The sequence below is a fragment of the Microbacterium sp. cf046 genome (assembly GCF_900114345.1).
Lineage (GTDB): Bacteria > Actinomycetota > Actinomycetes > Actinomycetales > Microbacteriaceae > Microbacterium.
The window spans coordinates 1002364-1016373 of the sequence record NZ_FOZJ01000002.1 but is presented as its reverse complement, the minus strand read 5'-3'; the positions used below and the strand labels follow the sequence as shown (position 1 = coordinate 1016373).

Here is a 14010-nt window from a genome sequence, read left to right as displayed (position 1 = left end):
CGGAACCGCTACGTCAGCTGCCGGCGCGCCTGCGCGGCGAATCTGCCGTCGAGCGCCATCAATTCGTCGAACGTGCCCGACTCGACGATCTGCCCGCGCTCGAGGTAGTAGATGCAGTCCGCGCCGATCACGGTGCTCAACCGGTGCGCGATGACGATCCGGGTGGCAGAGAGCGCGGCGAGGCTGTCGGCGACGATCGCCTGGGTCGTGTTGTCGAGCGCGCTGGTGGCCTCGTCGAACAGCAGGATGCGCGGATCGCCTGCGAGTGCTCGCGCGATCAGCAGACGCTGCCTCTGCCCACCCGACAGGGTCGAACCGCCCTCCGAGATCGCGGTGTGCATGCCCATCGGCATCGCCTCGATGTCAGCCGCGAGACCGGCGTCGGCCGCGGCGCGCCACGCATCGTCGATCGTCAGGTCGACCGCCTCGCCGATGATGTTCGAGAGGATCGTCCCCGGCAGCAGCTGCACCGACTGCAGCACGACGCCCAGCTGCCGGCGGACCGCCCGCACGTCCAACCCGGCGAGGTCTTGGTTGTCGAAGAACACGCCGCCCTCTTCGGGTTCCTCGAAGCCGAGCAGCATACGTCCGAGCGTCGACTTTCCAGAGCCGGAGGGTCCGACGAGCGCGACCGAGCTGCCGGCGGGGATGCTGATGGACACGTCATCCAGCACGACCGGGCCGTCGGCCTGATAGCGGAACGTGATCCCGCTGAACTCGACCGCCCCCCGCAGCACGCCGGGGTCGGCCTTGGCGGCGTCCTCCTCGGGTTGCTCGACCAGCACCGGCAGGATGCGCTGCAGGCCGGGGAGGGTGCGGATGAACTGGGTGGTCGAATTCGACATCCCGAGCAGCGCGACCACCACCTGACCGTACGCCGCGCTGATCGCGAGGAACACGCCCGGCGAGACGGGCGGCTGCTGACTGAGCCCGACTGCGGCGAACAGCACGATCGACGAGACGATCGGGAACACCGCGCCGATCACGGCGCCGAAGTTCTCGGCCGATCTGACCGAATTCCATCGCTCGCGCTTGAAGCTGAACTGCATCGCCCAGAGCCGGAAGGCCTTCTCCTGCGCACCTGCGACGCGCAGCTTGCTGAGCCCGCTGATGAACTCCAGCAGCATCCCGGTGAGCTTTCCGGAGGCCCGCTCGACGGCCTGCATCCGGCGCAGCTGCACCCGGGCCGTGAAGAACATCGTCGCGACCAGGAGGGCCAGCAGCACCGTCGAGATCACGCCGAACTCGATGCTGTAGTACCAGATCAGGCCGAGGCTCACGAGAGAGAAGACGCCACCCAGCAGCGAGCTGACCGACGTCCCGCTGACGAGTTTCACGATCGCACCGGCCGACTGCACCCGGAATGCCAGGTCGCCCGCGGTGTATCGCCGGAAGAACGTCGTCGGCAGCGACAGCAGTCGACCCCAGAGTGCCGGAATGAGATACCGGTCGACCCTGCCCTGGATCCGCAGCACCGCGATCACCGTGGTCAGCTGCAGGAGAGCGCCGGCCAGCGTCGCGACCAGCAGCGCCAGCGTCAGCTGCAGCAGCTCGGGCAGGTTCGCCTCGGGGATGACGCTGCCCACGATCTGACCCGTGACGATCGGCACCGCGAGTGCCAGCAGCGCCGCGCCTAGCGCGAAGGCGAGCAGTCGTGCGATGTCGCCCTTCGCTTCCACGAGGGAGCTCCGGACGAGCCCGCCCACGGTCAGGGGTCCATCGGGCAGGGGCCGGTAGACCGCGAACGCCTCGAGTTCGAGCGCGTCTGCGCCGGGGCCGTCGATCAGGGTGCGGGTGCCGGCGACAGGATCGACGACCTGGTACCGCCCCGACCGGACAGGGATCAGCGCGACCGGGCGATGCCCATCGGCGACGTATCCGAGCATCGGGCCGGAGTCCTGCTGCCACCACTCGCTGTTCAGCAGCACTCGGCGGATGCGGGTGCCCGAAGCCTCGGCCATTCGCAGCAGCGGATCCTCGCCGGGTGAGCCCACGCCGGCCGACGGCTGCGCGACGCCCTGCGCCTTCGCGACCAGCCGGAACGCCGCGAAGAGCGGGTCGCCGACGCTGCGCCGCAGTATGCGCGCGTCGCCGGTCCCGACCAGATCGCCGAGGGTCTCCAGTCCGTCGGACATCGCGCCCTCGTGCTGCATCCGCTGCGCGAGCACGCGCGCGGCATCATCCGCCCGGACCTGCTCACGCCGCGCGGCGATCGCGCGACCGAGGGCCTCGTCCGCCTCGTCCGCATCTTCCGCGCTGTCGAGCAGGTCCGTGGTGTGCGCCGGGTCGCTCTCGGCCGACACCGCGGCGGCGAGTTCTCGTACCCACCGGGAGCGCACCCGGCGGTCATCGGGCGAGAGGACGGCGACGATACGTACGGCCGAGTCGGCTCCGCCCACCGCGACCAGGCGCGGCGAACCGGCGCGTGACTCATCGATGCCGAAGAGGACCTCGCCGCTCGTCGCCGTCGCGATGTGCAGACGAGGGGCGTCCGGTTCACCCGCGTCGCCGGCGACGGAGAACACCTCGATGACCCCGCGGACGACGAGCCACGACCGATCCGCGCCGCTCAGGAGGAGGGGACGATTGGCGCCGAGCTCGAGCTCGGCGTCCGCGGCGGAGGCGCCGGCGGCGGCATCCCGATGGTCGCTCATTCGTCTTCGCTTCCGTCGGCGGCGAACAGGCGGCTGTAGGGACCGCCGCTGCCGATCATCTGGTCGTGGGTGCCGCGCTCGACGATGCGGCCGCGCTCCATGACCACGATCTCGTCGCAGTCGCGGATCGTGCTCAGCCGGTGCGCGACGATCAGCGTCGTGCAGCCGCGACGGCGGATGTTGCGATCGATCAGCGCTTCGGTCGTCGGATCGAGGGCGCTCGTCGCCTCGTCGAGGATCATGATCCGCGGCTCCGGCACGAGGGCGCGGGCGATCTCGAGTCGCTGTCCTTCGCCTCCGCTGAAGTTCGCGCCGGACTCCCGTACCTCGGTGAGATAGCCGTCGGGGCGTCGGGCGATCTGTTCGTGGATCGAGGCATCGTGCGCCGCCTGCACGACGCGCTGCTCGGGGATCGACGGGTCCCACATCGTGAGGTTGTCGCGCACGGTGCCGCTGAACAGCGTGATGTTCTGGTCGACCAGGGCGACGGAGGTGGTGATCGTGTCACGCGGCCAGTCGTCGCGGGGGATGCCGTCGAAGAGGATCTCACCGCTCCACGGGTGATACAGCCCCGCCACGAGACGGGTGATCGTCGACTTCCCGCTGCCCGAGCCGCCGACGAGCGCCACCCGGCTGCCCGGCCGCAGGATGAGGCTGACCCCGTTCAGGAGCGGCGGCTCGAGCGGGCTGTAGCCGAAGGTCACGTTCCGCAGCTCGAGCTGGCCGGTGAGTCGCACTGGCGCGTCGTCGTCCACCCGGTTCGCCTGTGCATCGGCGATCTCGTCGATCGGGTTGGCCAGTACGTCGTCCAGGCGCTCGAGATCCCCGCCGACCTCCTGAAGCGTGCCGCCGAGCGCGACGAATCGGCCGATGGGCTCGGCGGCTCGGCCCATGAGCAGCTGGAAGGCGATGAGCGTGCCGAGGCTCATCGCCCCGTTCACGACGTTCAGGCCGCCCCACCCGAGCACCGCGACGGTGGTGAGGCCGGCCATCAGCGGAGGGACGACGAAGAGGGGCAGGGATGCGTCGCCCAGACGCTGCGCACCGCTCACGGTCTTCGCGTGCAGTCCGGCGATGCGGGTGAAGAGGTCCGCTTCGCGCCCGGCGGCCTTGACCGACTCGATCGAACGGATCCCGCTCATCGCGCTGCCCAGCAGCGCACCGCTGTCCTGCAGCACGCGGAGGTTCTCGTCTCGCCGGCGCCGGCCGACTTTGCGCAGCACGAGGATGTTGATCACCGCGGCGGCGACGGCCACGAGCGCGAGCCCGGGGCTGTAGCTCACCATCACCGCGAAGTAGAACACGACGACGACCGAGTCGATCACGGCCGCCGCGACTTCGCTCGAGAGCACCACCGCCACGCGGTCGTTTCGCGACACCCGGCCCGCGATCTCGCCCGCCGAGCGCTGGGCGTAGAAGGACACCGGCAATCGAAGGATGTGCCAGAGGAACACGCCCGAGCTGTGCAGCGAGAGCTTCGTCTCGAGTCTGAGCAGATAGTGGGACCGCAGCGCAGTCAGCAGCAGCACGATCAGCGCCGCCCCGGCGAGCAGGCCCAGGATCGGCCAGATCGCACCCGGCTGATCGGCGACGAGCACCTGGTCGACGAACGCCTTCGTCAGCACCGCGGCCGCGAGTCCTGGGATCACCAGGCCGAGGCCCGCGAGGACCGCGTAGAGCAGGCCCGAGAGCGAATTGCGCATGCGGCCGGCGAGTCCGGTCAGCACCGACGGCGGACGCCCTTCGCGTCGGAAGTCCGCCCCGGGCTCGAGGCGCAGCACGATGCCGGTGAACGAGCGGTCGAACTCGGCGTCGCTCACCGCCCGTGAGCCGTACGCCGGATCCTTGAGGAACCAGCGACCCGGCGCGTAGCCCTCCACCACGAGGAAGTGGTTGAAGTTCCAATACACGATCGCCGGAAGCGGCCCGGCCCGCAGCGCGTCGATGTCCTGACTGAATCCCTTCGCGACCATGCCGTAGCTGCGCGCCGCCTTGACGATGTTGCTCGCCTTGACGCCGTCGCGTGAGACGCCGCTCTCCTGACGCAGCTCGTCCAGCGGGACCCAGCGGCCGTAGTGGGCCAGCACCATCCGCAGGGATGCCGCCCCGCACTCGGCGGCCTCCATCTGCAGCACCGTGGGGGTCCGCTCGCGCCGGGTGGACGGCAATGCGACCTCCGCGGGCGCGGTCAGCGTGCCACCCGTCATTCCGATGCCCGATCGGACGGGAACAGCAGTGCGATCGGATGCTGCACGGCGGTGATCACGGTGGCGTTGACGAGGGTGCCTGCGCTGAGCGGCTCAGGCGGCCCCTGGCTTGAGGTCCACGCGTAGCCGGTCGGGGTCGACGCGGGGGTGAGGGTCACCTCGACCTGGATCACGGGGTTGCCGGAGACGACGATCTGCGTGACGTCCGCATTGTTCAGCAGCGCGTCGACCCCCTCGCGCGTCGCCGGGTGCGAGCTGACCTTCGCGACCGTGCCGAGCAGCAGTCCGTACTGCTCCGAGGGGACTGTCGTCACATCGATCTGCACCGGCATGCCCGGCTTGATCGGCTGCCGCGCGCTGATCGGCACGTAGATGAAGCAGTGCAGCTCCTCGTCGGCGGGCTGGATCCTGACGACCGTCGATCCAGCCTCGACGTGATCGCTGGGGTAGGCGAGCATCTCGACGACGCTGCCGTCGGTGGGTGCGGTCACCATCACCGTCTCGGCATCCTCCGTCTCGACGGTCGCCAGCGTGTCGCCCGCTCGCACCTCATCGCCCTGGGCGACCAGCACGGATGTCACCTGCCCCGTCTGCGGGGTCACGCTGTTGAAGGTGCCGTACTGGGTGAGCAGCACTCCGCCGCCGGGGAACGTGGTCTGCACGGTGCCCACGAAGCACCACACGACGAAGCTGATCAGCACCACGCCGACGGCCGCCAGCGCGATCCAGCTGCGCGGCCGCGTGACCCGCACCACCGTGTCGAGCTGCTCAGGGCTGGACAGGTGTGCGACGGCGCTGGGGCGGAACAGCGTCGGACTCACGTGATCCCGCCGTTCCGCAGTCGACTGATCTCGTCGCCCCACGCGCCGTCACCGCCCGCGATCGAGTCCAGCTCCTCGTCGGTGAGCTCCCGCGACTCGATGGGGCCGGACTGCGCGACCGGGGGAGGCGGCGGCTCCGCCGCCTTCGGATCTTGCGACATGTCGGCTCCTCTTCCCCGTGCGCGGTGCCCTCCGGCACATCGACGATCGCGTCTCTGCGAACATTGCCAGCCGGAGCCCGCGGTGGGCAACCCTGGTGACGGAAGCGGAGGCGGCTGTTCCAGCACCGTCGACACCGTCGCGCGCCGCCGCGCGGCGGACGAGAATATGACGCGCGGTCGGATGAAGCCGCAGGACGAGGAGTCGACGGATGACCAAGTACCTGATCTCTTTCCCGGGCGAAGCGATGGTCTTCCCTGCCGAGGACCTGCCGGCCGTGTCGCGCGACTCGCACGCAGTGATCGAGGAGGCCAAGGCCGCGGGTGTGTACGTCTTCGGAGGAGGGATCGACGAGGATGTCGCACCCGTTCGGGTGGCGGGCGACGGCACCGTGACCGAGGGCACGTACCCCGGAGTCACCGTGCCGAACGGGGGCTACACGGTCCTCGAGCTGAGCTCGCGCGAGGAGGCCGTGAAGTGGGCCGCGAAGATCGCAGTCGCGTGCCGCTGCCCCCAGGAGCTGCGTGAGTTCATGTACGACCCCGCGAGCTGATGAGGGCCGATCAGGTCGATGTCGCGGTCGTCGGCGGCGGTCCGACCGGCATGATGCTCGCGAGCGAACTCCGATTGCATGACGTGGACGTGCGCGTGCTGGAGCGGGAAGCCGAGCCCAGCGCGGCCGTCCGTTCGCTCGGCCTGCACCCGCGCAGCATCGAGATCCTCGACCAGCGCGGACTGCTCGGCCGATTCCTCGCCGCGGGACAGCAGTATCCGGGCGGGGTGGGACGATTCGCCGGGATCGACAAGCCCGCGCCCACGGATCTCGACACAGCCCACGGCTACGTGCTCGGCATCCCGCAGCCGGTCACCGATCGGCTGCTCGCAGAGCATGCGGCCGAGCTGGGCGCGCAGATCAGCCGAGGCTCCGAGGTGACCGGCTTCGAGCAGGATGAGGACGGAGTCACCGTCGACCTCTCAGACGGCGGAAGGCTGCGGGCGCGCTGGCTGGTCGGCTGCGACGGTGGGCGCAGCCTGGTGCGGAAGCTGCTGGGAGTGGGATTCCCCGGCGAGCCCGCCAAGACGGAATGGATCCTCGGGGAGGTCCAGGTCACCGCGCCGGCGGCGGAGATCACTGCCGTCTCGGACGAGGTGCGCAAGACGCACCGCGGATTCGGGATCGGGCCGGCCGGCGACGGGCTGTTCCGCGCGGTCGTCCCTGCAGCGACGGTGTCGGAGGATCGTTCGACGCCGCCGACCCTCGAGGAGTTCCGCGCGCAGCTGCGGGCGTACGCCGGAACCGATTTCGGCGTGCACTCACCACGCTCGCTCTCGAGGTTCAGCGATGCGATCCGCCTGGCCGATCGATACCGAGACGGCAGGGTGCTGATCGCGGGCGACGCTGCGCACGTGCATCCGCCGCTCGGCGGCCAGGGACTGAACCTCGGCATCCAGGACGCCTTCAACCTGGGCTGGAAGCTCGCCGCCGATATCGACGGCTGGGCACCCGAAGATCTCGTCGACAGCTACTTCACGGAGCGGCATGCGGTCGCCGACGACGTCCTGAACCTCACGCGCGCGCAGAGCGAGCTGATCTCGCCGGAGCCGGGTCCGCAGGCGGTCCGGCGGCTCCTGACCGAGCTGATGGACATCGATGACGTCAGCCGATACCTGGCCGAGCGGATCGCCGGGATCGGCATCCGATACGACGTCGGCGACGGGCCCGCACTGCTCGGTCGGCGGCTGCGCGACATCCGGCTGACGGGCGGAACGCTGTACGAGCTCATGCACGAGGGTCGCGGGCTGCTGCTGGATCAGACCGGATCGACGTCGGTGGACGGATGGGCGGATCGAGTCGACCGGGTCGTGGACACGGGTGCCGAGCTGGACGCACCGGCGGTGCTGCTGCGGCCCGACGGGTACGTCGTGTGGATCGGTGGCGGCCGAGACGACGCGCTCACGATGCGTCTCGCGCTCGAGAGGTGGTTCGGGGTCGCCGTCAGCGGGTGACGTCGCCGGATTCGAGTGATTGCGTGCCGATCACGGAGAGCAGCTGGAGCAGGTCGTAGCTCTCCGTGCCCGGAGTGGCTGTGAGGACGAGGAGGGTCTGCCCCTGGTCGGGGTCGATCAGGAACTGGCACTGCAGCTCCATGACGCCCACCTCCGGATGCTGCACGCGCTTCTCGAGCGGGTGCGTGCTGCGGACATCGTGCGCCTCCCACAGCTGCGCGAACTCGGGGCTCTCGACCAGGAGCGCGTCGACGATCGCACCGGCGCGCGAACGGGCGCCGTGCTTCGCGGAGACCGTGCGGATGTCGGCGGTGAAGGCGCGCGAATGCATCGGGTGGTCCTCGACGGGGTAGACGTCCCGCGCCGACGGATCCATGAACCAGCGGTATGCGACGCTGCGCATGAATCCCTCGAACCGGGTCTCGTCGCCGAAGAGCGCCCGGGCTGCGGGGGTCTGCGCCAGGGTCTCGCCGAGCTCGGTCATCACCTGCGCCGGCGTGTCGGCGAGCCGATCGAGCACCCGCATGATGCCCGGGGAGACGTGATCCCCGCGCAGCGCCCGCGCCGGCGCGGTGTGGCCGGCCAACCGGAACAGATGGTCGCGCTCATCGAGCGTCAGCCGCAGGCCACGCGCCATCGCGGTGAGCATCTGCTCGGACGGCTGGGGGCCGCGACTCTGCTCGAGCCGGCTGTAATAGTCGACCGACATGTCGCACAGCGCGGCGACCTCCTCCCGCCGCAGCCCGGCGGTGCGGCGCCGCGAGCCACGGCGCAGGCCGACGTCTTCGGGCTGCAGCACTTCTCGGCGTCGGCGGAGGAAGTCCGCGAGCTGGGCTCTGTCCATGGTTCGAGTCTCCGAGATCGGCGTGGGCGCAACAAGGGACCGGCGGTCCCTGGGTGCGCGGTCGAGGTCCGGAGGGGGTCAGCCGGCGACCTTCACTCCCACCAGCTGCTCTGACAGATCCCAGATGCGGCGGGCGGCATCCTCATCCTGAAGCCGCGAATAGAGGCGCTGCTCGGCGGGCAGACCGCGCAGGTGCTGGAAGCCCTTCGGCCCGTACAGCCGCCCACCCCTCGCCTCCGGGCTGGTCGCGGCATACACGGCCGACAGCGCTGCGGAGGCCGGAGTTCCGAACAGCAGACCGCGGCGCGACATCGCGCGGATGAACCTGACGGCGGTCGTGTCGTCGGGCCGCCCCATTCCGGGTTGGGCGGCGAGCAGGTTGGTCGGCGTGACCCCCGGATGCGACAGGTTGCTCTGCATGCCCCAGCCCGCGGCATCGGAACGCCGTTGCAGCTCGGTCGCGAACAGGCCGAACGCGATCTTGGACGAGCTGTACGCCTTCATCGGGTCGTAGTCGCGCTCCCAGTTGGGGTCGTCCCACTTGACCGCGCCCTCGTTCGCCGCGATGCTCACCTGACTCGTCACGTGAGCGTGCCCGTCGCGAAGCAGCGGGAGCAGGCGGGCGACGAGTGCGAAGTGGCCGAGATGGTTGGTCGCGAACTGCAGCTCGAACCCATCGCGGGTCAGCTGCCGCGCCGGAGGGTTCATGACACCGGCGTTGTTGATCAGGATGCCGATCGGGCGTCCGGCTGCGATCATGTCGTCCGCGAACGAGGCGACCGAGTCGAGCGACGACAGATCGAGCTCTGCAATGCGGACGAGCGCTCCGGGCGTGCGCTGCCTGATGCGATCTGCCGCCTCCTCGCCCTTCTGCACGTTGCGGACCGGCATGATCAGCTCCGCCCCCGAGCGCACGAGCCGGGCGGCGATCTCGAATCCGACGCCGTCGCTCGCGCCGGTGACGAGGGCGAGGCGCCCCGTGAGGTCGGGGACGGTGATGTCGATGGTCTTCGGCATGGCTGCAGCTCCTGAGTGTCGTGACGCGATGCTGCAATGCTCCGCGGATGCCGCGTCGACATTCAGGGCGCGGTTACCCAGGGATCGCCGATCCGTGGCAGGCAGGTCGTACGCTCGAACTCGCTGGACCACGCCGCGATATCGAGGAGCATCACCATCATGCGCGCACTCATCCACACGGAATTCGGTGACCCGACCGAGGTGCTCGAGGTCGGGGAACGACCGCTTCCGGAGCCCGGGCCGGGGGAGGTGCGCGTCCGCACGGTGCTCGCGCCGATCCACAATCACGACCTGTGGACCATCCGCGGCGACTACGGATTCAAGCCCGAGCTGCCGGCTGGGTCAGGAAGTGAGGCGATGGGCATCGTCGATGCGCTCGGCGACGGCGTCGAAGGGCTTCAGGTCGGCCAGCGGGTGACGGGTGGAACGTTCGGCGCATGGGCGGAGTACTTCACGGCCAAGGCGTCAGGCCTCGTGCCGGTGCCCGACACCATGAGCGACGAGACCGCGGCCCAGCTCATGTCGATGCCCTTCAGCGCGCTCGCGCTGCTGGAGTCGCTCGAGGTGGAGTCAGGGGATTGGATCGTGCAGAACACCGCCAACGGCATGGTCGGCAAACTGGTGGCGCAGTTCGCACCGGCGCGCGGCATCCGCGTGCTCGGCCTGGTGCGCCGTCAAGCGGCCGTCGACGAACTCGCGGCGCTCGGCATCCGCGATGTCGTCTCGACCGACAGCCCCGGCTGGCGCGATCGTGTCGCAGAGATCCTCGACGGCGCCCGACCGCGTGCGGCGGTCGATTCAGTCGGCGGAACGGCGGCCGGCAGGCTCCTCTCGCTCCTGGGCGACGGAGGCACGCTCATCTCGTTCGGCGCGATGGGCTCGGAGATGCTGCAGCTCTCGGCGGGCGACCTCATCTTCCGCGGGACGACCGTGAAGGGGTTCTGGGCCACCACTGCCGCGAGGTCGATCGATCCAGCCACCCGCGGCGCGCTGTTCGGCGAACTGCTGCGCGCCGTCGGCTCGGGCGAGATCGACCTTCCCGTCGGCGAAGTGTTCCCCTTCGAGCAGGCGCGTGCTGCCGCGGCCGCGAGTGCCGAACCAGGCCGTGAAGGAAAGATCCTGCTCCGGTTCTGAGGCCAGACAGGTGCAGGGGCAGGCGTGCTCCGCGGCTCGCGTCACTCCTGATCGGAACGGACCGGGCCGGGCTCCATGAACCATTCCACGAACGATCGCGCACGTCCGTCTTCGGCGAACGTCACGACGAAGAGGTTGGCGTACAGCTTTCCGTCGCCGTAGTCCGTGCGGCCCTGGATGACGCCCACCCCGTCCGAGTATGCGAGCGGAACGCCCTCGAACGACCAGGAGCCGGGCTCATCCTGATGTGCGAGCCAGCCCTCGACGATTCCCTCGCGGCCGACCCACGGCTCGGGGTCGAACGGACCGCCCGCGTATGTGGCGTCTTCCGTGAACAGTGCGCGGATGTCTTCGGAATCGTTCGACGACCATGCGCGCAGATATCCGTCGAGCCAGTTCTGTACGACTGCATTCATGCTGCGTGTCTACCCGCCACCTCCGACACGACCCATCGTTACGCTCGGAATCGTGACCCATCAGCTCACCCGCGATCAGGCTCGCCGCCTTGTCGTGCGCGCACAGCTGCTGGACGCCGACCGCCCGGGCGACGTCGTGGAGGTCGCGGAGCAGCTCACATACGTCAAGATCGACCCGACCGCGACGATCGCCCCGTGCGAGCACACCGTCCTGTGGTCTCGGATCGGCTGGTCGTACGAGCCCGGCCAGCTGACGAAGGCGGTCGAGATGGACCGGCTGCTCTTCGAGTTCGACGGCGCATTCCGCCCGATCAGCCTGCTGCCGCTGATGCAGCCCACGATGCGACAGTGGCCGCGCCGCGACAGCACCCGGCAGTGGCTCGAGGCGAACGCCGGATTCCGCGCGGACGTGCTCGCCCGCCTGCGCGCGGAGGGTGCGCTGCTGGCCGCCGACATCCCCGACACCGCGCAGGTGAGTCGACCGCCGGACGGGTGGTCCGGCTCCAACCAGGTGCCGATCATGCTCGACTTCCTGATGCGGAAGGGCGAGGTGGCGATCGTGGGCCGCGAGGGGCGCCACCGCAGGTGGGACCTCGCCGAGCGGGTCTACCCGCAGGATCTTCCCGAGTATCCCGAGTACGAGGCGAAGGAGCTCCTCCGTCTTCGCACGCTGCAAGCCGCCGGCATCGCGAAGGAGGGCGATCGCTGGTGGAACGCGGTCGGAAAGGCCGGCGACCCCGCGAGCGTGGAGGGCAGCAGGTGGAGGTTCCGCGTCGACCCGGAGGCGATCGCCGCGCTGGAGGAGGATGACGGCGGGCGCGTCGCGTTCCTCAACCCGTACGACGGGATGCTGTACGACCGCCCCCGCCTGGAGGAGATCTTCGAGTTCAAATACGTGCTCGAGCAGTTCAAGCCGAAGCCGCAGCGCAGATACGGCTTCTTCGCTCATCCGATCCTGATGGGCGATCGATTCGTCGGGATGCTGGATGCCGAGGTGGACAAGGACCGCGAAGCGCTGCGCGTGAACGCCGTGCACGAGTTCCTCCCGTTCGAGGCGGAGGAAGCGGAGATGGTGCGCGCCGAGATCTCCGAGCTGGGCGAATGGCTCGGGCTCACTGTGATCGAGGCGCGCTAGGCCAGCCCTCACGAATCTCGCACGCGTGCATCCGTAGCGGGTGTTCGCGGGGAAGTACTCCTTGCAGGGCGGAACGAGCCGCCCCACAAGGAGGACAACGTGCGCAAGACAATCGCGGCCGGCGTCGTAGCAGGATTCGCCCTCGCGGCGGGTTTCATCGCTCCCGCCCAGGCCATCTCGCCGACGACCGCCGACCTCTCGGTGCTTCACGGCATCCCGGACACTCCCGTCGACGTCTACGTCAACGGAGAGCTCACACTGGACGACTTCCAGCCCGGCGACCTCGCCGGACCGCTCGATCTCGCCGCCGGCGATTACGAGGTGGCCCTCACGGCACCGGATGCCGCAGATGACAGCGCCCCCATCCTCGGGCCCGCCACCCTCACACTCGAGGCCGGCAAGAGCTACACGGCAACTGCCAACCTCGACGAGGCGGGCACCCCGGCGCTGAACCTGTTCACCAACGACATCGCGACCACGAACGCCGGCGAAGGCCGCCTGACCGTCCGCCACGTCGCGGCCGCCCCCGCAGTCGACGTCCTCGCGGGCGGGAGTGCGGTCATCTCCAGCCTCGTGAACCCCGATGAGGCGACCCTCAACCTGCCGGTCGGCACACTCTCGGTCTCCGTGGCCGCTGCCGGGACCACCGACCCGCTCATCGGCCCGGCCGATGTCGCAGTGCAGGACGGCGTGCTCACCATCGTCTATGCGTGGGGGAGTCTCGAGGGAGAGAACCTCGCGCTCGCGGTGCAGACGGTGACCGTCGGGCACACGACTCCGGGCGGCGTTCCGTCCGGGACGGCCGGCTATGCGGCCGAGCGTGACGCGATGACCCAGGCACTGTGGATCGCCGGCATCGCGATCGCCCTGGGTGCGGCATCCGTCGCGGTCGTCCTCGTGGCCCGCCGAGCGCGGACCGCGCGCATCGACGGCTGAGCCCACACCTCACCGCGAAACCCCGAGAGAGCCTCCGTGACCCGACGTCTGATCGCACCACTGGTGCTCGCCGTCGTCGCCCTCTCGGCATGTGCGCCCGCCCCGTCCCCCAGCGGGGCGGGCGCACCCTCGGTGACCTCGACGCCGACGCCCATGCCGGCTCCCACGGCGGCCGTCGATGTCCCGATCGTCTCGAGCGCGCCGGCGCCCGTGCGCGCGTCACTCCCGCCCGTGCGGGTGCAGATCGCGCAACTGGGCATCGACATGGAGGTCGTCCCGGTCGGGGTCGAATCCGGCGGTTTCATGGAGCTGCCGCCTGACCCTGCGATCGCAGGGTGGTACCGATTCGGCCCCGATCCGTGGAGCAGCGACGGCAACACCGTGATCTCCGCCCACATCGACTCGCCGGACTACCCGATCGGCCCGTTCGCCGACCTGCGCGACCTCGACCCCGATGCCGAGGTGACCGTGGTCGGGGCAGACGGCTCGGTCGCCTCGTACGGGGTCGTGTCGGTGACGTACTATCCGAAGCAGGACCTCCCCACGAACGAGATCTTCGCGCGGACCGGCACCAGAGCGCTGGTGCTGATCACGTGCGGAGGCGAATTCGACAGCAGCACCGGCCATTACGAGGACAATGTCGTCGTCGTGGCCGCGCCGCGTACCGATGGATGACGGGA

The 14010-nt window shown here is 69.7% G+C and carries 13 protein-coding genes; 6 read left to right on the top strand and 7 right to left on the bottom strand.

What is annotated here, in order from left to right:
* Nucleotides 1-8 precede the first annotated feature (8 nt).
* Genes BM349_RS11110 through BM349_RS18765 form a run of 4 tightly spaced genes read right to left on the bottom strand, consistent with a single transcriptional unit; the run spans nt 9 to nt 5843 of the window.
* On the bottom strand, nt 9-2654 hold the full coding sequence (locus tag BM349_RS11110; RefSeq protein ID WP_091706902.1) for an NHLP bacteriocin export ABC transporter permease/ATPase subunit: 2646 nt from the start codon (nt 2652-2654) through the stop codon (nt 9-11).
* Complete coding sequence (locus tag BM349_RS11105; RefSeq protein WP_091706901.1) at nt 2651-4861, bottom strand: NHLP family bacteriocin export ABC transporter peptidase/permease/ATPase subunit; 2211 nt, start codon at nt 4859-4861, stop codon at nt 2651-2653. Before BM349_RS11105 ends, BM349_RS11110 begins: the two co-directional genes overlap by 4 nt.
* Entirely contained in the window at nt 4858-5682 is an 825-nt protein-coding gene (locus BM349_RS11100; RefSeq protein ID WP_175525271.1) for a DUF2118 domain-containing protein, read from the bottom strand. Before BM349_RS11100 ends, BM349_RS11105 begins: the two co-directional genes overlap by 4 nt.
* Nucleotides 5679-5843, bottom strand: a complete 165-nt coding sequence (locus tag BM349_RS18765; protein ID WP_175525270.1) for a hypothetical protein — start codon at nt 5841-5843, stop codon at nt 5679-5681. The genes BM349_RS11100 and BM349_RS18765 overlap by 4 nt, the downstream gene beginning before the upstream one ends.
* Nucleotides 5844-6052: 209 nt before the next feature.
* Between BM349_RS18765 and BM349_RS11095 the strand changes: the two genes are divergently transcribed.
* On the top strand, nt 6053-6394 hold the full coding sequence (locus BM349_RS11095) for a YciI family protein (RefSeq protein WP_091706899.1): 342 nt from the start codon (nt 6053-6055) through the stop codon (nt 6392-6394).
* On the top strand, nt 6394-7848 hold the full coding sequence (gene rox / locus BM349_RS11090) for a rifampin monooxygenase (protein WP_091706898.1): 1455 nt from the start codon (nt 6394-6396) through the stop codon (nt 7846-7848). Before BM349_RS11095 ends, rox begins: the two co-directional genes overlap by 1 nt.
* On the opposite strand, the gene BM349_RS11085 is transcribed toward rox, so the two are convergent.
* Nucleotides 7838-8692: a helix-turn-helix transcriptional regulator gene (locus BM349_RS11085; protein WP_091706897.1), complete on the bottom strand. Its 855-nt coding sequence runs from the start codon at nt 8690-8692 to the stop codon at nt 7838-7840. The two genes, rox and BM349_RS11085, sit on opposite strands and share 11 nt — an antisense overlap.
* Nucleotides 8693-8770: 78 nt before the next feature.
* A complete protein-coding gene (locus BM349_RS11080) occupies nt 8771-9709 on the bottom strand; it encodes an SDR family oxidoreductase (protein ID WP_091706896.1) in 939 nt (312 codons plus the stop codon).
* Nucleotides 9710-9868: 159 nt separating this feature from the next.
* Here BM349_RS11080 and BM349_RS11075 point away from each other — a divergent pair, with 159 nt between their 5' ends.
* Nucleotides 9869-10843 (top strand): zinc-binding dehydrogenase, encoded by a 975-nt coding sequence (locus BM349_RS11075; RefSeq protein WP_091706895.1) that lies wholly within the window; start codon nt 9869-9871, stop codon nt 10841-10843.
* Between the two features lie 41 nt (nt 10844-10884).
* Here the strand turns inward: BM349_RS11075 and BM349_RS11070 are convergent, their stop codons facing one another.
* Entirely contained in the window at nt 10885-11259 is a 375-nt protein-coding gene (locus tag BM349_RS11070) for a nuclear transport factor 2 family protein (protein ID WP_091706894.1), read from the bottom strand.
* A 52-nt stretch (nt 11260-11311) separates the two neighbouring features.
* On the opposite strand from BM349_RS11070, the gene BM349_RS11065 reads away from it, so the two are divergent.
* From BM349_RS11065 to BM349_RS11055, 3 genes are all read left to right on the top strand, one after another.
* Complete coding sequence (locus tag BM349_RS11065) at nt 11312-12394, top strand: DNA glycosylase AlkZ-like family protein (protein WP_254773829.1); 1083 nt, start codon at nt 11312-11314, stop codon at nt 12392-12394.
* Between the two features lie 99 nt (nt 12395-12493).
* Nucleotides 12494-13330, top strand: coding sequence for a DUF4397 domain-containing protein (locus tag BM349_RS11060; RefSeq protein WP_091706892.1), 837 nt, complete (start codon nt 12494-12496; stop codon nt 13328-13330).
* A 36-nt stretch (nt 13331-13366) separates the two neighbouring features.
* The gene (locus tag BM349_RS11055) at nt 13367-14005 is read left to right on the top strand and encodes a class F sortase (RefSeq protein ID WP_254773828.1); all 639 of its coding nucleotides are present in this window, start codon (nt 13367-13369) and stop codon (nt 14003-14005) included.
* Nucleotides 14006-14010 lie beyond the last annotated feature (5 nt).